The organism is Streptosporangium subroseum (assembly GCF_900188345.1).
Classification (GTDB): Bacteria; Actinomycetota; Actinomycetes; order Streptosporangiales; family Streptosporangiaceae; genus Streptosporangium; species Streptosporangium subroseum.
Window position 1 is genome coordinate 71,229 of the sequence record NZ_FZOD01000030.1, and the last position, 18,893, is coordinate 90,121.

Consider the following 18,893-nt stretch of genomic DNA (forward strand, 5'->3'; position numbering starts at 1 on the left):
CGCCGCTCACGGCGCCACCGGCTGGCCGGATTCCTCGGCCAGCCGGTTCAGCGCGTCCTGCCTCGGCAGCTCGCTGCCCCGGCGATACGCCTCGTGGTAGGAGGCCTCGCCGAGCCGCTCGATGAGCTCGGCGACCAGATCACGCAGCTCGGGGGAGCCCTCGTCGAACACACCGCGGATCACCTGGCTCATCCCCAGCGCGGTGGCCGCGCCGCCCGGGTCGGCCTCCAGCGCGAGCAGCCTGGCCAGCAGCTCCGCGGCCCAGGTGAGACCGCCGGCCTCGCCCCGGGCGAAATAGCCGCTGACGACCCTGGGCAGCAGCTCGCGGGCCTGCGCGGCCGCTCCCTCCGCGAGCCGGTTCTCCATCCTGGTGGCCGCGATCAGGTCCCTGGCCATCTCCTCGGGGAAGGGCAACCGGCCGACGAGCGGTTCCAGCCGATCGAGGGTCTGGTCGGCCTGCTCCAGGTCACCCGAGCGGCGGTGCAGGTCGGCGAGGCTGAACAGGATCGCGGCCTCCAGACGCCGGTGGCCTTGCTCCCTGGCCTGGCGCCGCGCGGCGTGGATGTCCCGCAGGGCGCCGTCCAGGTCGCCGCTGCGCATCCGCTCCGTGGCGAGCCTGGCCCTGCTGTGGAAGAGGTCGTCCTCCGCGCCGAGCTCGAAACTGATCGCGACTCCCCGTTCGAAGGCGGCGATGGCCTGGCCGTACTCGCCCCGCAGGGAATGATCCCGGCCGATGGGGATCAGGGCCATCCCCAGCCCCCAGCGGTCGCCCAGCGCCTCGAAGCCGCGCAACGCCTCCCGCCGTGAGTGGGCGCCGGCCCGCAGGTCGCCGCGTTCGGTGAGGACGAAGTCCTGCACCAGGTGCGCGCTGGCCCGTACCCAGGGATCCGGCGCGTTCAACGACCGCCGGAGGTGGCGTTCGCCGAGGTCGGAGTTTCCCGTGGAGAACGCCAGCAGCGGAATCCACAGCGACAGCGCCGGATGGAAGTCCAGTGCGCCGGCCGGTTCGCAGTCCTCGATCAGCGAACGCACCGGTACGGCGTCGGAGATCAGGTTGCCCGCCATCAGCCGCACCACGCCGAAGGCGGCTCGCATATGGCCGGGCAGCGCGTCGCCGAACCGGAGCACGTCGGTCATGAACGTCTCGAACGGGGTGCTCATCCCTCTGATCCCCCAGTACCAGAACATCGCGCCGACGAACCGGGACGCCGTGAGCGCGTCTTCGGCGTCCATGGCCGCCTGCAACGCGGAGACCAGGTTGTCGTATTCGGCGTCGAAGAGCGCGATCGCGCGCAGTTGCTCCCTGGTACGCAGCAGCGGTTCGTGCTCCTCGGCCAGAGCGAGGAAGTGGTCCGCGAAACGCGCGGAGACGTCGTCTCCGGACCGGACGAGCTGGGAGGCCGCGTAGGCACGCACCGTCTCCAGCATCCGATACCGCGGTTCGTCACCACCGGAGGTGTCCACGAGGGACTTCTCGACCAGGGAGTTGAGCACGTACAGCACGTCCTCGGCCGGCAGCGACTCGTCCGAGCAGACCCCCTCCAGCGCGGCGACGGTCGCTCCGCCGGGGAACACCGACAGCCTGCGAGCCAGCGCCCGCTCGGGCTCGTCCAGCAGGTCCCAGCTCCACTCGACCACCGCGAGCAGCGTGCGCTGGCGCGGCAGCGCGGTTCTGCTCCCCGAGGTCAGCAACCGGAACCGGTCGTCGAGCCGCCGCGCGATCTGGTCCACGCTCATCGAGCGCAGCCTGGCCGCGGCCAGCTCCAGCGCCAGCGGCATCCCGTCCAGCCGCCGGCAGATCTCCACCACGGCGTCCACCGTGGAGTCGTCGAGCGCGAAACCCGGCCGGACACCGGCGGCCCGGTCGACGAACAGCCGCACCGCGGCCGCCTCCGACGCCTCGGCGAGATCCGGTGATCCCACGGGCACGTCGAGGGGGCCCAGATGGCACAGCGCCTCCCCGGTGATCGCCAGCGGTTCCCTGCTGGTGGCGAGGATCCTCAGATGCGGCAGCCGGTCGAGCAGCCGATCCGCGAACTCCGCGGCCGCCCCGACGAGATGCTCGCAGTTGTCCAGCATCAGCACCGTCTCGCCGACGTCGAGCACCCCTGCCACCCGGTCGACCGGCGTGGCCTTCTGCAGCTGCCCTCCGTCGGAAAGGCGGATGTCCCGGGAGCCGAGCGCACCGAGCACCGCGTCGGCCAGCTGATCCGGGGTGCCCACCCCGGCCAGCGGCACGAACCACACCCGGCCGCGCTGGTACGCCCGATGCCGGGCCGCCGCCTCCAGGGACAGCCTGGTCTTGCCCGCGCCACCGGGGCCGACGATGGTGACCAGCCGGGAGGAGGCCATCAGCCCGGCGAGCCGGTCCAGCTCGCCGTCCCGCCCGACAAAACTGGTCAGCCGCGCCGGGAGCCGGTTCGGTGCGGGCTCGGGCCGCGCCGAGGGCCGGTCCATCTCGCCGCGGAGCAGGGCGAGATGGACCTCCTGCAGTTCGGCCGAGGGATCGACGCCGAGCTCCTCGCTCAGCCTGCCCCGCATCTCCTCGTACACCGCCAGCGCGTCGGACTGGCGTCCCGCGGCCGACAGGGCGCGCATCCGCAGCGCGGCCAGCCGCTCGCTCAGCGGGTGTTCCGCGCCCGCCACTCCAAGATCGGAAAGCACCTCGGCGTGCCGGCCCAGCAGCAGTTCCGCGTCGAAGCGGTCCTCGGCGGCCGCGGCCCGCAGGTCGTCCAACCTCGCGGCGGAGACGCGGGCGAACGGAGCCTCCAGCACATCCGCCATCACCGCGCCCCGCCACAGCCCGAGCGCCGTACCGAGCACCGCCGCCGCCTCCTCGGGCCTGCCCGCCGCCAGCTCACGCCTTCCCTGCCCGGCCAGATCCTCGAACCGGTGCACGTCCACGTCCTCGGCGCGCACCGAAAGCCGGTAGCCCCCCGCCACGAGGTCCACCGTCCCCGCCCCGCGCAGCGCCTTGCGCAGCCGTGACACCAACGCCTGCAGCGCGCTGGCCGCCTCCGACGGCGGCTCCGCACCCCACAGACCGTCGACGAGCGAGTCGACGGACACGGCACGGCCCGCCTCAAGGGCGAGTCTGGCCAGCAGCATGCGCAGCCGGGGACCGCCGATATCGATCGGCGTCATGTCATCAAAAAAGGCTTTAACAGGGCCAAGCAGGGCAATTCGCACGGTGGCAGCCTTCCAGAATCATCTCCTGCTCACCAGCGCCGCCCAGCCCGGGTACGGAGCCGGCGGTGGACCGTCCCTCAGGTCTCGACGACCAGGGCCTCCAGGGCGGGCAGCGCCGCGATCAGCGCCTCGCGCTGCTGCGGGCTGAGCCGGGCCAGCCGGACGTCCAGCAGGGCGGTGCGCCGCGAGCGCACCTCGGCGAGCAGGCGAATCCCGGCGGGTGACAGCGCCACCCGGCTGGAGCGCGCGTCCCTGACATCGATGGTGCGGACGAGCAGGCCCCGCCGGGTGAGCGCCGCGAGGACGCGGCTCATGGTCGGCGCGGTGACGGCCTCACGCTGGGCCAGCTCGCCCAGGCGCAGCGGACCGTGATTCTCGATCGAGACCAGCGTGGACAGCTGCAGCGGCGGCACGTCGTTGCTGGCGAGCCGGATGCGCCGGTGCAGCCGGCCGACGGCGAGGCTCAGCCGACCGGCGAGCTGCCCGTCGTCGGACACCTGTGCGCTCATCGCTCCGCCATCTCCTCGTGGATGTACAGGTCGCCGCGGAACAGCGAGACCACCGCTCCCGCGGCGGCCAGGACGGCGGCGAGGATGAAGACGACGACCAGGCCGTCGTGGAACGGTACGGACAACAGGTGCGGCAGGAAGGTCCTGCTGGTCAGCGTCGTCACGGTCGCGGGGGGCAGCTGGTGCAGCACGCCGGCCGAGTCCAGCAGCGAGGAGAGCGGGTTGCTGCCGAGGAACGCGGCGAACATCAGGCCGACCGGAGGCACGGAGGAGACCGCGGTCACCGCGTGTGCCGGCACGCCCTGGGCGCTCAGGCCGCTGTTCAGGGCGCCCGGCAGCGAGTGGGAGAGCCCGGCGACCAGGAGGGAGAAGAACACGCCGATGGACAGCACCATGCCGGAGTTCTGGAAGGTGGCCCGGATGCCGGAGGCCACGCCGCGCTGGTCGGAGGGGACCGAGTTCATCACCGCCGTGGTGTTCGGCGCCGTGAACAGGCCCGAGCCGACGCCGTTGAACAGCAGCAGGAGCGCGAAGATCGGATAGCCGAATATGACCGGTATCTCCAGCATGCCGAGGAAGGTCATGGCCATGACGAACAGGCCGCCGGTGGCCAGGAGCTTGGCTCCGTACCGGTCGGACAGGTAGCCGGAGACCGGCCCGGCGATGAGGAACCCGAGGGTGAGCGGGAGCAGGTAGATCCCCGCCCACAGCGGGGTGTCCTCGAAGTTGTAGCCGTGCAGCGGCAGCCAGATGCCCTGAAGCCAGATGATGAGCATGAACTGCAGCCCGCCGCGGGCTATCGCGTTGAGCAGCGCGGCCGCGTTTCCGGCCCAGAAGGCCTGGATCCGGAAGAGGCCGAGATGGAACATCGGGTGCCGCACGCGCGTCTCCACGAAGCAGAACACGACCAGCAGGACGGCGCCGCCGGCCAGCCCCGCGATGACCATCGGGTTGGACCAGCCCTCGACATGGCCGTCGTAGGGCTGGATGCCGTACGTGATCGCGGCCAGCAGCGCGGTCAGCCCGACGCCGAAGGTCAGGTTGCCCCACCAGTCGATGCCCAGGTCAGGCCGTCGCGCCGCGGTCTCGTGCAGGTTGCGGTAGGCCCACCAGGTGCCCACCAGGCCGATCACCGCGCTGAACCAGAAGATCGCCTCCCAGTGCCAGGCGGACAGCAGGCCGCCCGCCATCAGCCCGATGAAGGTGCCGGCGAGCCCGGCGACCTGGTTGACGCCCAGTGCCGTGCCGCGCTGGCGAGCCGGGAACGCGTCGGTGATGATCGCCGTGGAGTTGGCCATCAGCATGGCACCGCCGACGCCCTGCACCAGCCGCCAGCCGATCAGCCACAGCGCGCCCGCCTGGCTGTCGAACGGCGTCAGCGCGAGCGCCACCGAGGCGCCCGTGAACACGGCGAAACCGGCACTGTAGATGCTCACCCTGCCGTACAGGTCGCCCAGCCGGCCCAGGGTGACCACCAGCACGGCGGTGACCAGCATGTATCCCATGAGCATCCACAGCAGGTAGCTCACGTTCTCCGGGGCCAGCGGGTTGAGATGGATGCTGCTGAAGATGGCGGGCAGAGAGATGATCACGATGGAGGCGTTCACCGTGGCCATGAGCATGCCCAGCGTGGTATTGGACAGCACCGACCACTTGTAGGGCAGGCGTCCACCCGGACGGGACGGAGGTGTGGCGGGAGTAGTGGTCATGGAAGTCTGCATCAGCCCTCCAGATCTGGGGATCTGGCTGGATAGTTAGTTGGCGTAAACTAAGTATATGTGCTGACCTGGTGTTATCGTCCGACGGGGTGCGGTTCTCCGAAAATCGGGGCCCGATCGCGGGTGCGTCCGCCGGGTTCCGGGAGGGCCACCGGGCAGCGGAATCGCCGGGCCGTACGGCCCGGCGATCGCCGGTGCGCGTCGGCCTGTCAGGGTCCTTCGAAATACTTCCTGGCTCCGTCGTGAAGGATCACCGGCTCGGTCTTCGGCGCACTGTCCCGGGAGATGTTGTTCGCCTCGGGGTGCACCTTGGCCAGGTCTGCCTGGCGCTCGAAGAGGATCCTGGTCAGTTCGCCGGCCAGCTCGGCCGGCATCTTCTCCGAGACGATCAGCAGGTTGGGCACGATGATGGTGCCCGCGTCCACGGCCGTGCCGTACAGCTCCTTCTTGAGGGTGGAGGCCTGGTAGGTCGGCCCGTACTTCGCCTGCAGCTTGGGCAGCAGGGCATCGATCGGGACGAAGACGACCTCCTCCTTCAGGGTCGTGGTGAGATCGGTGATGCCGCCCGTGGGCAGGCCGCCCGACCAGAACAGGGCGTCGATGGTGCCGTCCTTGACGCCCTGAACGGTTTCCGGCAACGACAGCGACTGCTTCTCGATGTCGGACGCGGGGTCGAGCCCGGCCGCCTCGAGGAGCCGGAGCGCGATGTTCTCCGTGCCGGAGTTCGGCGAGCCGATGGAGACCCTCTTGCCCTTCATGTCCGCGACCGAGTGGATGTTCGCGTCCGTACGGGCGATCACATGGGTGTAGTTCGTGTAGATGCGGGCCAGGGCCCGGATGGGCTGAGGGCTGGAGAAGGCGCCTTTGCCCGTCGCCGCGTCGCTGGCCGCGTCGGCGAGGGTGAAGGCGATGTCGGAGTCGCCCCGGACCACCCGCTGGATGTTCTCGACCGACGCGCCGGTGGCCTCGGCCGTTACCTGGTAATCCGGCAGATTCTTGCTGAGCAGATCGGCGTAGCCGCCGCCGAGCTGGTAGTAGACGCCGGTGGTGTTGCCGGTGGCGATGGACAGCCGGCCGCTTTTGTACCGGTCCCCTCCCGCCAGGCTTTGGCGTTCGCCGCCACATGCGGTGAGGCCCAGCACCAGGCTGACCACGATGGCACCGATACGGGTGACAGATCGCATCAGTTTCCTTTCTGCGCTCGATGGGAAACCTGCCCGTCGGCGGGCCGCCGCAGAACCAGGTGGATGAGGAGCGCGACGGCCAGCAGAGCCAGGCCGATCGCGACGGCAGTGGGTTCGAGATGGAGAAGGGCGATCGCGGCGCCCGCCGACAGGACCCGCTCCGGCCAGCCCGCTCGGCGGACCATCCAGCCCCCGGTGGTCACCGCCAGCGCGGCCACGGCCACGGCCGAGACGGCCAGAGCCATGAGCACCTCCGGCAGCGGAGCCTGCCAGAGCAGTGCCTGGCCGCCGGGGGCCAGCACAAACGCGAACGGGACCAGGAAGGCCGGGAGGGTGTACTTCCAGGTCATCATCATCGTTTTGATGGTGTTTCCACCGGTGATGGCTGAGGCGGCGACCGCGGCGAGCGCCGTCGGCGGCGTGACCTCGGACAGGACCGCGTAGTAGAAGATGAACATGTAGGACGCTTCCGGCGAGACCCCCAGGGTCTGCAGAGCGGGCCCGATGATGACCGCCGCGATGATGAACGAGGCGGTCACCGGCACGGCGAGCCCGAGGATCAGCACCGCCAGGGCCGCGACCACCGCCGTCATGGCCAGGTCGCCACCCGCGAGATCGATGATGATCCGTGAGCCCTTCAGGCCGAGTCCGGTCAGGGTCACCACCGCGACGATGATCCCGGCGGCGGCGGTGGTCGCGGCGACCGGCAGGACTCCGAGCGTGCCCGCGGACAGGGCCTGGGCCACGCGGCGCGGGCCGAGCCGGTGCTCGCGGTCCAGGAACGACAGCAGGAACGCGAGGACGGTGGCGTAGACGACCGCGCGGAACGGCGACACTCCCAGCGCCATCAGCACCACGATCGCGATCAGCGAGGAGAAGTGGTAACCGAACCTGGCCAGCAGTCGTCCCGCGGAGGGGATCTCCAGATCGAGGTCCCGCGTGCCCAGCCGGCGGGAGTCGATCTCGATGGCGAGGATGATCCCGAGGTAGTACAGCACGGTGGGCACGGCCGCGTAGAGCAGCAGGGTCAGGTAGGAGACCTTGAGGTACTCGGCGATGATGAACGCCGCGGCTCCGAGCGTCGGAGGGGACAGGATCGCACCGATGCCCGCCGCGGCGAGGATGCCGCCACCGCTCTCGGGTGAGTATCCGGCCCGTCGCAGGATCGGCCAGGCCACGCTGCCCAGCGACACGGTGGTGGCCGTACCCGAGCCCGAGACCGTGCCGAGCAGGAAACCGGCCAGGGTGACGGTCCGGCCGGACGCGGCGGCCGACCGCCGGAATGCCGCGAACGAGATGTTGACAAAAAACGCGCCGGCTCCCGAATACTCGAGTACCGCGCCGTAGATCGCGAAAAGCACGATGTAGGTCGCCGCCACATCGAGAGGCACGCCGAACAGTCCCTCGGTGCCCATGTAGAGGTGGACGAGGATGCGCTCGACGTCGTAGCCACGATGCCCGACGGCCCAGTCGAGCGGCAGGTAGCCGCCGTAGTACGCGTAGCCGACGAACAGCAGGCAGATCCCGGGCAGAATCGCCCCCACCGTGCGACGGGTGGCTTCCAGCACCAGCAGCGCGCATCCCGCGCCCATGACCATGTCGAGGGTGGAGGGCTCGAAGGTGCGCCGGATGAAGTCGTCGAAGCCCAGAAGCGGATAGGCGCACACCACGACGGAGGCCCCGGCCAGGATCCAGTCGGTGATCCCCGGGGTGTCCTTGCTCCGTTCCGTCTTCGCGAAGCGGGCCGGACGCGGCACCCATCGGGGCAGACGCGTTCCCGGGCGGTAGGACAGGAACGTCAGGGGGAGCACCGCGGCGAGAAAACTCATCCGGTAGGGCAGCACCGGTATCGGGTTGAAGACCGCGTAGAGCGCGTAGAGCGATACTCCGAGCGCGACAGCACCGATGACGTGCGCCAGCGGGCCCGTGATCCGCCGGGCCGGCCTCTCCGCGTCGTACTCGGCGATGAGCTCTTCCGTGCTGCGGGTCTGCGCCGTTCCAACGGTCCCCTCCCCCTCGTCGTCAGAGGTGGGATGTCCGACGCGCTGCGCGGCGGATGTCACTGTTGCCTCCCGATTCCGTGGTCGCACTCCGGGGCGACCTCGCCAAGGGTGGAGCGTCGGCCCTAGGGGAAACGTAGATACTCCGGTGCGCAGGTGAGGAGGTATTGGAACGTATTTGATGAACACTTAGGAAAGGTGCCCCTGTGTGCTTTTTCTGTCCCTGAGCGAAGTGAGCAGGGGCTGAGGAGCCCTTTGAGGTCTACCCCGACGATGACGTGATGTCACGGATCAATGACGCGGAGTTCCATCGGACGGTCGAGGTCATGGGCGACGGGTGTGCCGGCTGGTTCCGGGAGCTTGCGCCGGGAGAGCTTGACTCGGAGGTCACACTCATGAAATAAAACTTAAATCAGGGGATCTTCGGATAAAGGGGCAGCCGAAAATTATCCCTTGGCTCGGGGAAGATTTTCACCTAGCCTGTGGCGCGCTGTGAGGTTGTCCTCGAATGCCGCCCGGGCGTAAATCATCGAAACAAGGAATCGGGTATTGCGCGCCATGTACCTGTACTCAACCATGAATTGCCGGCGGAAAATAACGGGGCCACGGCATATTTGGGGATTAGCGTGAATACCCTCCGTGTACTGGTCGTCGAAGACGACATTCGTCTGGGCAATGCGCTCAGCACCGCGCTCCGCCGTCAGGGCTACGACGTCCTGCGCGCGGTGAGCGCGGCCGAGGCACTCGATGCGCCGGCCGTGGACCTGATCCTGCTCGATCTGGGACTGCCCGACGGCGACGGGGTCGACATCTGCCGGAAGCTGCGCCGGAACGGCGTCGATGTCGCCATCATCGCCGTCACCGCTCGCGGCGAGGAGCGCGACCGGGTGATCGGGCTCCGCTCCGGAGCCGACGACTACCTGGTCAAGCCCTATTCCCTGGCCGAGCTCGGGGCACGCATCGAGGCCGTGATCCGCCGTGTCCGGCCGCGTCCCAAACCGGTCATCGACGTCGACGGCCTCCGGCTCGACCTGGCCGCTCACACGGTCGCCAGGGCGGGACAGCCGATCGTCCTGGCGCGCAAGGAATTCGCTCTGCTGGCCTGTCTCGTCCGGACGCCCGGAATGGTCGTCCCCAGGGAGCGACTGCTCCTTGACGTCTGGGGTACAGCGTGGCGGGGCGTGGGCCGTACCCTTGACGTCCACATGGCGACCCTGCGCAACAAACTCGGCGAACCCGCCGTGATCGAGACCGTCCGCGGCGTCGGGTATCGGCTGGGAGGGAACGCTTCCTAGCCGATGAAGTCGCTTTTAATTCATATTCGTCTGTTTTATGGTGACACGCCGATCGAGATCCCCCACTCGGCAGAGTGATCATCTGAAAATCGGCTCATGACAGAACCGGTCAGGACCCGGGAGATCGATCCCGGTGAGGCCAATCGGTCGCCACGCGACAATCGGCGGATCGGCGGGGATCATCCGCCGCCGTGGAGACGGCGGAGTCACGAGGTCCTCCCTCCTGGCCACGGCGCATGTGAAAGACCGAACGCGACGTTGACTCGGCACCGGCAGCCACGGGAGGACCGCTCATGCGCAGGTCGTTCGGGATGGTACTCGCGATCGTCCTGGTCACGGGGTGCCAGGGCTCCGAGGTGATTTCCGCCCCGGAGGGCCCGATGCGGATCGGCACCGGCAATGCGGGCGGCGTCTACGCCGTCTACGGGGAAGGCATGGCCGAGGCGGTCCGGGAGAACTTCTCCCGGGTGACCACCGAGGTCGTCGCCAGCGACGGGTCGGTCGAGAACATCACCATGGTCACCTCGGGGAAGGTCGAGGTCGGATTCGCCCTCGCGGACGTGGCGGCCGACGCGGTCGCGGGCCGGCCGCCGTTCACCGAACCGCAGCCGATCGTCGCGCTCGCCAACCTTTATGAGAACTACGTGCAGTTGGTCGTGCGCGACCACGGCTCCATCAAGTCGCTCCAGGACCTCGCGGGCAGGCGGATCTCCGTAGGCTCACGGGCGTCCGGTACGGCGGTGGTGGCCGAACGCATCCTCAACGTGGCCGGGCTCGGCGACGACGTCATCCGCCGGCATCTGGACATCAAGGTGTCGGCCCGGGCACTGGCGGAGAACGAGATCGACGCCTTCTTCTGGAGCGGCGGCCTGCCCAGCGATGCCATCACCCAGCTCATGCACGACACGGACGTGCGGCTCATCGACCTGAAGCAGGTCGCGCAGCCCCTCATCCGCGCGCACGGAGAGCTCTACACCGAGACCACGGTTCCCGCCTCGGTCTACGGGCTCTCCAGCGCCGTGACGACCGTGAGCGTGCCGAACTATCTCGTCGTGGGGCGCGACATGCCCCTGACGAAGGCCTACTGGCTGACCAGGCTGCTCTTCGACGAGCAGCAGAAGCTGGCACAGACCCATCCGGAGGGGCACCACCTCGACCAGTGGACAGCGGTCAGAACCTATCCGCTGGAACTGCATGAGGGCGCAGCCCGTTGGTACCGCTCGGTGCACCGCTGACGGACAGGCGGATGAGGACCTCGAACCCTCGGGGCTCCCTGGCGGACAGTTCCATCGAGCCGCCGCATTCCTCGACCAGGGTGCGGGTTATCGCCAGTCCCAGACCCGTTCCCGGCACGTTCTGGTGGCGCGGGCTACGCCAGAACCGCTCGCCCGCCCGGGCGAGTTCGTCCGCCGTGAGCCCCGGCCCGGAGTCGCACACGCGGATCTCCACGAAGTCCTCGCAGCGCTGGGCCGAGATCGCCACCGAGCAGCCGCGGGCGAACTTCAGCGCGTTGTCCAGCGGCCCGTCCAGCGCGTGCCCGAGGAGGCCGGGAAGATAGATGGCGGTGAGCTCGTCCGGCACGTCGATCGACAGCCCGGTGCCCGAGCGGGCGTAGGCGGCCTGCCAGGCCTGCACGCGTGACCGGATCACCGCGGACACGTCCACCGGCAGCGGCATCGTCTGGATGGCCTCGGCCCGCGCGAGCTGGAGCAGCGATTCGATGACCTCGTTGAGCCGGTCCACCTCTTCGAGGGCGGACTGAAGCTCTGTACGGCCGTCCGGATCGCCGTCCGAGAGGTACGAATCGGCGTTCTCCAACCGTATCCGCAGCGCTGTCAGGGGGGTGCGCAGCTGATGCGTGGCCTGGGCGACGAAGGCCCGCTGGTTACGCGCGGCGGCGGTGACGTTGTTGGCCATCGCGTTGAAACTCGCGGCAAGCTGCCGGAGCTCGGGCGGCCCGGTCCGGTCGGCGACCCGTACGGCGGTCCTGCCACACCCCACGGCATGGGCGGCCCTGTTCAGGTTGTGCACCGGACTGAGCACCCACCGTACGACCAGAACCGCCGCGACCAGCGCTATGACCAGCAGAGCGGCCACCCCGAGCCCGAGAACGATGAGACGGTCGGCGACCCTGCTCCGGGATTTTGTGGTGGGCGATATCGTGACCGCCGCGCCGAGGACCCGGCTGTCGCGAACGATCGGCTCGGCGATGACATACGGCCGATCGTCCCATGGCCAGAGGACGTGCGGACGTCTCGCCGGCTGACCGGCGAGCGCGCGGAGCAGGGGCGTCTCCACTCCCGGGATCACCGCGGTCAGGCCTTCCCTGGACGAGGAGATGACCAGCCCGTCGGTGTTCAATATGAGAATCGGTGTCGCGTACAGCTCGTCGTAGCGCGCCATATCGGCGGTCAGGCGCTGGGTGCGCCCGGTGGAGAGCGTGGATTCCGCCTTGTCGGCGAACCGCGCCGTGTCGTTGGCCCGGCTGATGAAGAGCTCCTGGGATTCCTCTTCCGCGCTGATCAGCGCGAGCGGCAGCCCGAATGCGATCATCAAGCCGGTGATCAGCCCGATGACAATGATCAGCAACCGCCTGCGCATGCCGTCTCCCTCGTGAGGCCACAGACCGGGTCGGCCGTCGTTGGTATCCGTGTCTCGTTCACGGCCGCTGCCGCGAGGTCACTCGTCGTCCGGCAGTGCGTCCTCGAGACGCCAGCAGACGATGAGGTGAGGCATGATCTTGTGGGTCGTCCAGGCCGCGACCATGAACATGAAGGCCGCGGCCGTGGGGATCCGCAGGATGGAGTGGCCGACCGACATCACGGCCACCACCGTGGTGGCCGCCCCGAGCATCCAGTTGCTGCCGCGATGGGCGAGGGCGTAGACGTGCCGTCGTTCGGCCAGCTGGCGCTCGTCCAGGTTCTTCTCGGCCAGGCTGACCACACCCTCGGATGCCACGATGAGCACCGAGAACACCCCCGCGTAGATCACCAGAGCGACGCCCGTGAGGCTCAGAGTGATCCATCTTGCCGTGTCACTGGGTGCCAGGAACCAGCACACGACCGCGCTGGCCCAGATCATCGCCAGCGCGGCGGAGCCCAGGGCGGCGGTGATCCGGCGGCCCTGGCGGGTGCCGTACCATTTGGGCCGCAGGACGCGCCTGACGTCCTCGACCTGCTTGGGGTTCAGCTCGTTCATCATTTCACTGCCTCGCTTCCAAGTCGCGGGAACGACCTGAGGGAGAAGACGACTTCCATCGGCACATCGAAGTACTCGGCGATACGCAGGGCGAGAAAGAGGCTGGGACTGTACTCACCGCGTTCGAGGTAGCCGACCGTCTGGTAGTGGATGCCCAACGCGCCGGCCAGATCCTTGCGGGAGACTCCCCGCTCCACCCTGAGCATCGAGATGCGGTTGTGCACTTCTTCGGCGGACATCGCAGTGATCTCCCAGCTCTCAGGAACTCTGCGCGGCCAGTTGTCGCTCGGTGAGCCGTGATCCCGACTCCCGCCGGGTGACCCGCCGGATCAGCCAGGGAGCGATCAGCATCCCGACGACGGCCCACGCCGTCAGCACGCCGGCGACCTGTGGCAGCCTCCAGCTCTTCCCGATCTCCACGGCGAGCGTGGAATCGGGCAGGAAAGCCGAGCGCAGGCCGAGCCCCTGCCAGTACAGCGGGAACACCTGGGCGATCGAGTGGACGATCTCGGGCATGTAGGTCATGGGCAGCATAACCCCCGACGTGATCATCAGGCCCATCAAGGGGAAGATGAGAATGCCGGCGGCGGTCTTCGGACCGGGCAGCAGGGAGCCGATCGCCGCTCCCAGGGGAACGACCGCGAGGGTGCCGAGCAGCAGCACCCACGTCAGGGTCAGCCAGTCGTGCGGCAGCGTGACCCCGCCCACGATCACGCCCGTGGCCAGGATGAGCACGCTCTGCACGACGATCTGACACATCAGGGTGGTCGCCCGGCCCACGAGGTAGGCGGGGATCCCGCCCGGGATGGTGCGCAGCCGCAGCAGCGTCCCCTCCTCGCGGTCGGTGGTGAGGGCCATCGGAAACGTCATGAGACCGGCGCCGAAGACGGTGAAGGCCAGGAAGCCGGCCGTCATGAACGTGGCGGCGTTCACGTTCGCGCCCTCCACCGGGGTGTCGCCGACCCACAGGATCAGCCCGGCGAAGACCCCGACCGTGCCGATCATGCTGGTGATCAGTTCTTTGCGGTCCTTGAGCAGATGCGTGTGCTCGGCCCAGCCGCGACGCACTCCGATGCGCAGGATTTTCAGGTTCACGACGTCCTCCCGATCAGGTTCAAGTAGCTCTCCTCCAGTGACGGCCGACGGATCGTCAGCCCCGGCACCGGTCCGTCGAACCGCTGGTGCAACTCCCACGCCACCTGGGACGGATCGGACGTGGTCAGGACCTGCTCGCGGCCGTCCTCCAGCCACAGCACGTGGGACTGGGTGTTCACGGCCTCCGCAAGCTCGCTCGGAGTCCCGCAGACGGCCACCTGTCCGTCGACCAGGATCGCCGTCCGGTGCGCCAGCTTCTCGGCCTCCGCCAGGTCGTGAGTGGTGAGGAGCACGGTCATGCCCTCGGCGGTCGCCAGCTTCGTGATGAGCCGGTGGAACTCCTGGCGCGCCTCCGGATCGAACCCCGTCGTCGGCTCGTCGAGGAACAGCAGCTCGGGGCGGCCGATGATGCCCAGCGCGACGTCCAGCCGGCGGCGCTGCCCGCCGGACAGGCGGCCCACCCTCTGCCCGGCCTGCGCGGTCAGCCCGATCGCGTCCAGCAGCTCGTCGGGGTCGTGTGGGTTGTCGAAGAACTCCGACATGTGAGCGAGGAGCTGGCGGGTGCCCCATCTGTTGTGGTCACGCCAGGCCTGGAGGACGACGCCGAGTTTCGACCGCCACGCCTCGGTGCTCCGCTCGGGGTCGAGCCCGAGCACGCTCACCTCACCGGAGGACCGGTGCCTGAAGCCCTCCAGGATCTCGATCGTGGTGGTCTTTCCCGCTCCGTTGGGGCCGAGCAGCGTGAAGATCTCTCCACGCTGGACGTCGAGGTCGACTCCTCGTAGCACTTCGACTGCGCCATAGTTCATCCGCAGTCCACGGATTGTGATCACAGTACTCATGCCTAGAAATGTAGTAGACCTACTACATTTAATCAAGTGTCAGATACGAAAAGCCGTATATCTGCGCCGGGCGTTCTGTCGCGCGGATCCGTGTTTTCGACGACTTCCTCGCCAACGGGCAGGCGGACCCGCGACGCGGGATTCGAGACCGGCGGGGGTCGCCCACGACGCCGTGACAACGGGACCGGAAGGACGCGGCTCAACGAGGCGGGACCCGATATCCGGGTCAGCGGCGGGCCACGTCGTCGAGATGGATCTCGGTGACGGCGAGGCCGGTCTCCGCCGCGAACCGGCCGGGATCGATGTCCCCCAGGACCACGCCGGCCAGGCGCGGTGTGCCGTACAGCTCGGCTCCGGCCTCGGCCACGTCCGCCACCGGCACCTCGCGGAGCAGACCGGGGAGCCGTTCGAGCCAGCCGGGTTCCAGGCCGGAGGACACCGTCTGGCGGAGCAGGTCGGCGAGGACGGACGGGGAGTCGAAGACCGACAGCATCTGCGCGGCGCAGAACTCCCGCGCCAGGTCCACCTCGGTGGCGGAGGGAGGGTCGGCGGTCAGCCTGCGCGCCTCGTCGCGGATGTCGTCGAGCGCGTCCTTGACGAGCCCGTCCGGGATTCTCGCCCGTACGTACGCCCGGTGCGTGTCGAGGAACGTCTCCCTGCCCGCGTACGCCTCATACGCCGCCGGACCCCGCCTCGCGATCCGGGTCACCAGCCGCGAGCGCATGTAACTGCCGAAGATCGCGGTGGCGAGGTAGCGCGCCGGTTCGCCGGCCCTCTCCGGCGGTCGCACCGTGCAGAGGGTCACGTGAACCTCGGCGAGCCCGCCTTGCCGCAGGGCGAGAAGGTCCCCGGTTCCGCTCAGCGCGAGCCGGGGAGGAGGGGAGATGTCAGCGGCCCACCAGGCGAGGAGGGCCTTCTCGACGCTTGCCGTGAAGCTCACCGGATCGAGGTCGCCGACCGCCACAAGGGACGCGCCGAGCGGGCTCATGACGGAACGGTGGAGCTCCGCGAGATCGATGGGGCCGTCGGCGGCGGCCCCGCCCAGCCAGTGAAGGCGCAGCGCGTCGTCGCAGGTCCGGTGGGGGAGACGGCCACGCCGGGTCACCGCCCCCGGGGGCGGCACGACGGGCTGGGGAAAGACCGTGGGGGCGACGACGTCGGCCAGGATGTTCAGCCAGTCGTCCAGCCGCGCGCGCGGGGCGTGGCCGGTCACGTCCATCCACTGCCCGTCGGTGGACAGGAGGAACTCGCCGCCGATCGCCTGCGCCAGCCGGGCCGCCCCGGTGCGGACGCCGATCAGGTGGACGAGGAGCTCCAGATGATCGGGGCAGGCCCAGCCCTGTGTCCTGAGCGGCACCCGTAGCCGTATCTCGACCAGGGGCGCGCGGGCGTCGCGAACGGTGACCAGGCGCAGGCCGCTGTTGAGCGCGGTGTCGGACAGCCCCTCTAGTCTCGGTTCCCGCCGCGACCGGAGAAGGGCGGGCAGCGGTCGTGGCCCGGCCGGAGTGCGGGCGAGCCGTACCGCGTCGCGGTGGACCGCCGGCGGTCCGGGCCGCTCGTGCGGCGGGGCGGGGGCGGTCACCGGCCGAGGCCGGATCCGGTCCGCGGCGGGCTCGATGACAAGAACCGCCTTGCGGGCGGATCGCAGGGATCGGGCCGCCCGCGCGACCTGGGAGGGGGACACCTTCGCCAGGAGACCCGGCAGCTCGTCGAGGAGCTCGCCCCGTCCGAAGAGCACCTCCAGCCGGCCAAGGGCGCGGCCCCGGGTCTGGAGGTCGCTGTGCCGCCGATGGTGTTCGGAGATCAGGACGCGGACGGCCTCGTCCACGGCGTCTGTGATCTTCCCGCCCTCGGCCCATTCGTCCCAGCGTTCGTTTACCGCCGCCACCAGCCGCTCCGGCGTGACACCCGGCGCGAGGAGAGACGCGAGGACGAGCGTGTCCGGATCTTTCGCGTCCAGCAGGCCGAAGAAGCCGCAGCTGCTGTCGGGGCGCGGCCATCCGGGGTCGGCCAGTCCCCGCTGGGCCAGGAGCCTGGCGAGCACAACGTGGGCGAGGTAACCAGAAAGATCGTCTTCCGGATTCGGCAGCCTGTAGCCGAGCGCGACGGCGGGGGCGGGGATCCCGGGCTCGGAGCACCTCGCCCATCGGTCGGCCGCCGGTTCCGGTTCACGGAGGTCGGGCGGAGACGGGAGCGGTCGCGCGCGGATGTCCCCGAAGTGGTGCTCGATGAGGCCGCGCGCGTGCTCCGGGTCGAAATCGCCGACCAGGGTGAGCACGGCGTTCGCCGGAGCGTAGTAGGCGTCGAAGAACTCGGCGCAGTCGTCGGGCGTCGTCCGGCGGAGCAGTTCGACATCTCCGTAGCCGTCGTGCGCGTTGGCGAAGGTGTCGTAGAGGACCTCGGGCATGAGCGGCCAGGGAAAGCCTCCGTAGGGCCGCCCGACCGTGGCCTGCCGGATCTCCTCCTCGACCCCGCTCAGCTGCTCGGCGAGGCTGCCGGAGGTGAACTTCGGCGCCCGCATGCGGTCGGCCTCGCTGAAGAGCGCCTGCTCCAGGGCCGATGCCGGGACGACCTGGTAGTAGTCCGTGAAATCCTGGTGGGTGCTGCCGTTGGCCGTGCCGCCCAGCCGGTGCACGTGGTCGTAGAAACGGCCGTCCGGCAGGCTTTCGCTGCCGCGGAACATCAGGTGTTCGAAGAGGTGCGCGAACCCTTCCCTGCCCGGTGGCTCGACCCGGAATCCCACCCGGTAGTGCACGGTCACCGCGACCCGCGGCGTTCCGTACCACGGTGCGAGGAGCACTCGCAGACCGTTGGGCAGGGTCGTCCTGAGCAGCTCGGATCTCGACCGATCACCGGTCATCGGCGCGGTACCTCCATGTCACAGATCAATGAGAAAGCCCAGAAAAGACGCGTAACGCTCGACCTCCGAGGGATTCCACCCGACGTAGGCGGTGTAGTCGTGGAGATGCAGCGCGATGCGCACGGCCGCCATGTGGTTCCACTCGGCGCCGAGGTCGCGTCCGTACCCGTCCACCAGCGCGTCGGTGAGGCGCTGCCAGAGCCGGGGCTCGCCGCCCAGCTGCCAGGTGAGCTCGACGATCTCACCGATCACCCAGCCGAGATCGGCGTACCACGGGGTCGCGCAGAGATCCTCGCCGATGAGCAGCTCGGCGACGCCCGAAGACGGATCGAGCACCAGCGATCCCAGCCCGGGGGCGCCGTGCGCCAATACCACGTCTCCGTCCTCGACGGCCCGGGCGGACCAGGCACGCAGCGTGCTCCAGCGGGCCGGTCCGAGCCGCTCACGCAGGACGGCTCCCGCTTGCGCGGCCCGCACCTGGAGCGCGCGGCCCTTCAGCCAGTCGTCGATCCGGACGAGCCCCCGCGAGGTCGACGGTGGCCGATCATAGGACGGCGTCAGCGCGTGCAGCGCGGCGAGCGCACAGCCCATGCCGCGCAGCGCGGGTTCGAGATCCGGATGGAGGCCCTCCCGCAGGAGGTGGCCGGCGACCGACTGCTCGCCCGCGACGTGATAGATCCGTGCCTCTCCCCGGGGCAGGCCGGGAACCAGCCTGGCTCCGCCCGCGGTGCCGATCGCCGCGAGCCGGGCGTCCGGTTCCGGGTTCGCCGCCGAGAACGGCGCCGGGGCGAGCGGCCCCGGATACCTGGTCCAGACGAACCCGCCGCCCTCGACGGCGGAGATCGTGGTCTGGAGCAGCCCGGTGCCGAACCGGTCCACCTGCACCTGAGCAGCGGCCGTCATGTCCATCTGCACCTCGGTAGCGGGTGCCGTCATGTCCGTCTGCACCTGAGCAGCGGTCGTCATGCCCGTCTGCACTTGAGTGGCGGGTGCCGTCATGTCC

The 18,893-nt window shown here is 69.4% G+C and carries 14 protein-coding genes; 2 read left to right on the plus strand and 12 right to left on the minus strand.

Annotated elements, in window-relative coordinates:
• Nucleotides 1-6 precede the first annotated feature (6 nt).
• The 5 genes from CHC08_RS26700 to CHC08_RS26720 form a co-directional block, all read right to left on the minus strand.
• On the minus strand, nt 7-3,144 hold the full coding sequence (locus CHC08_RS26700; RefSeq protein ID WP_245878593.1) for an AfsR/SARP family transcriptional regulator: 3,138 nt from the start codon (nt 3,142-3,144) through the stop codon (nt 7-9).
• Between the two features lie 122 nt (nt 3,145-3,266).
• Nucleotides 3,267-3,698: a MarR family winged helix-turn-helix transcriptional regulator gene (locus CHC08_RS26705; RefSeq protein ID WP_089210117.1), complete on the minus strand. Its 432-nt coding sequence runs from the start codon at nt 3,696-3,698 to the stop codon at nt 3,267-3,269.
• A complete protein-coding gene (locus tag CHC08_RS26710; RefSeq protein WP_245878594.1) occupies nt 3,695-5,419 on the minus strand; it encodes an MFS transporter in 1,725 nt (574 codons plus the stop codon). Before CHC08_RS26710 ends, CHC08_RS26705 begins: the two co-directional genes overlap by 4 nt.
• A gap of 206 nt (nt 5,420-5,625) precedes the next feature.
• Entirely contained in the window at nt 5,626-6,600 is a 975-nt protein-coding gene (locus tag CHC08_RS26715) for a TAXI family TRAP transporter solute-binding subunit (protein WP_089210118.1), read from the minus strand.
• Nucleotides 6,600-8,663 (minus strand): TRAP transporter permease, encoded by a 2,064-nt coding sequence (locus tag CHC08_RS26720; protein WP_218825500.1) that lies wholly within the window; start codon nt 8,661-8,663, stop codon nt 6,600-6,602. The genes CHC08_RS26715 and CHC08_RS26720 overlap by 1 nt, the downstream gene beginning before the upstream one ends.
• Before the next feature lie 563 nt (nt 8,664-9,226).
• On the opposite strand from CHC08_RS26720, the gene CHC08_RS26725 reads away from it, so the two are divergent.
• A complete protein-coding gene (locus CHC08_RS26725) occupies nt 9,227-9,895 on the plus strand; it encodes a response regulator transcription factor (protein ID WP_089210119.1) in 669 nt (222 codons plus the stop codon).
• A 293-nt stretch (nt 9,896-10,188) separates the two neighbouring features.
• Complete coding sequence (locus tag CHC08_RS26730; RefSeq protein WP_089210120.1) at nt 10,189-11,130, plus strand: TAXI family TRAP transporter solute-binding subunit; 942 nt, start codon at nt 10,189-10,191, stop codon at nt 11,128-11,130.
• Here CHC08_RS26730 and CHC08_RS26735 read toward each other — a convergent pair.
• From CHC08_RS26735 to CHC08_RS26765, 7 genes are all read right to left on the minus strand, one after another.
• The gene (locus CHC08_RS26735) at nt 11,066-12,496 is read right to left on the minus strand and encodes a sensor histidine kinase (RefSeq protein WP_089210121.1); all 1,431 of its coding nucleotides are present in this window, start codon (nt 12,494-12,496) and stop codon (nt 11,066-11,068) included. The two genes, CHC08_RS26730 and CHC08_RS26735, sit on opposite strands and share 65 nt — an antisense overlap.
• Before the next feature lie 78 nt (nt 12,497-12,574).
• Nucleotides 12,575-13,096, minus strand: a complete 522-nt coding sequence (locus CHC08_RS26740) for a hypothetical protein (protein WP_143653358.1) — start codon at nt 13,094-13,096, stop codon at nt 12,575-12,577.
• The gene (locus CHC08_RS26745) at nt 13,093-13,332 is read right to left on the minus strand and encodes a helix-turn-helix transcriptional regulator (protein ID WP_089210123.1); all 240 of its coding nucleotides are present in this window, start codon (nt 13,330-13,332) and stop codon (nt 13,093-13,095) included. The genes CHC08_RS26740 and CHC08_RS26745 overlap by 4 nt, the downstream gene beginning before the upstream one ends.
• 19 nt (nt 13,333-13,351) lie before the next feature.
• Nucleotides 13,352-14,188 carry an ABC transporter permease gene (locus tag CHC08_RS26750; protein ID WP_089210124.1) on the minus strand — a complete coding sequence of 279 codons (837 nt, stop codon included), beginning with the start codon at nt 14,186-14,188 and terminating at the stop codon, nt 13,352-13,354.
• The gene (locus tag CHC08_RS26755; protein ID WP_089210125.1) at nt 14,185-15,030 is read right to left on the minus strand and encodes an ABC transporter ATP-binding protein; all 846 of its coding nucleotides are present in this window, start codon (nt 15,028-15,030) and stop codon (nt 14,185-14,187) included. The genes CHC08_RS26750 and CHC08_RS26755 overlap by 4 nt, the downstream gene beginning before the upstream one ends.
• A gap of 226 nt (nt 15,031-15,256) precedes the next feature.
• Nucleotides 15,257-17,890, minus strand: a complete 2,634-nt coding sequence (locus CHC08_RS26760) for a M16 family metallopeptidase (RefSeq protein WP_089210126.1) — start codon at nt 17,888-17,890, stop codon at nt 15,257-15,259.
• Nucleotides 17,891-17,908: 18 nt separating this feature from the next.
• Complete coding sequence (locus CHC08_RS26765; RefSeq protein WP_143653359.1) at nt 17,909-18,826, minus strand: aminoglycoside phosphotransferase family protein; 918 nt, start codon at nt 18,824-18,826, stop codon at nt 17,909-17,911.
• Nucleotides 18,827-18,893 lie beyond the last annotated feature (67 nt).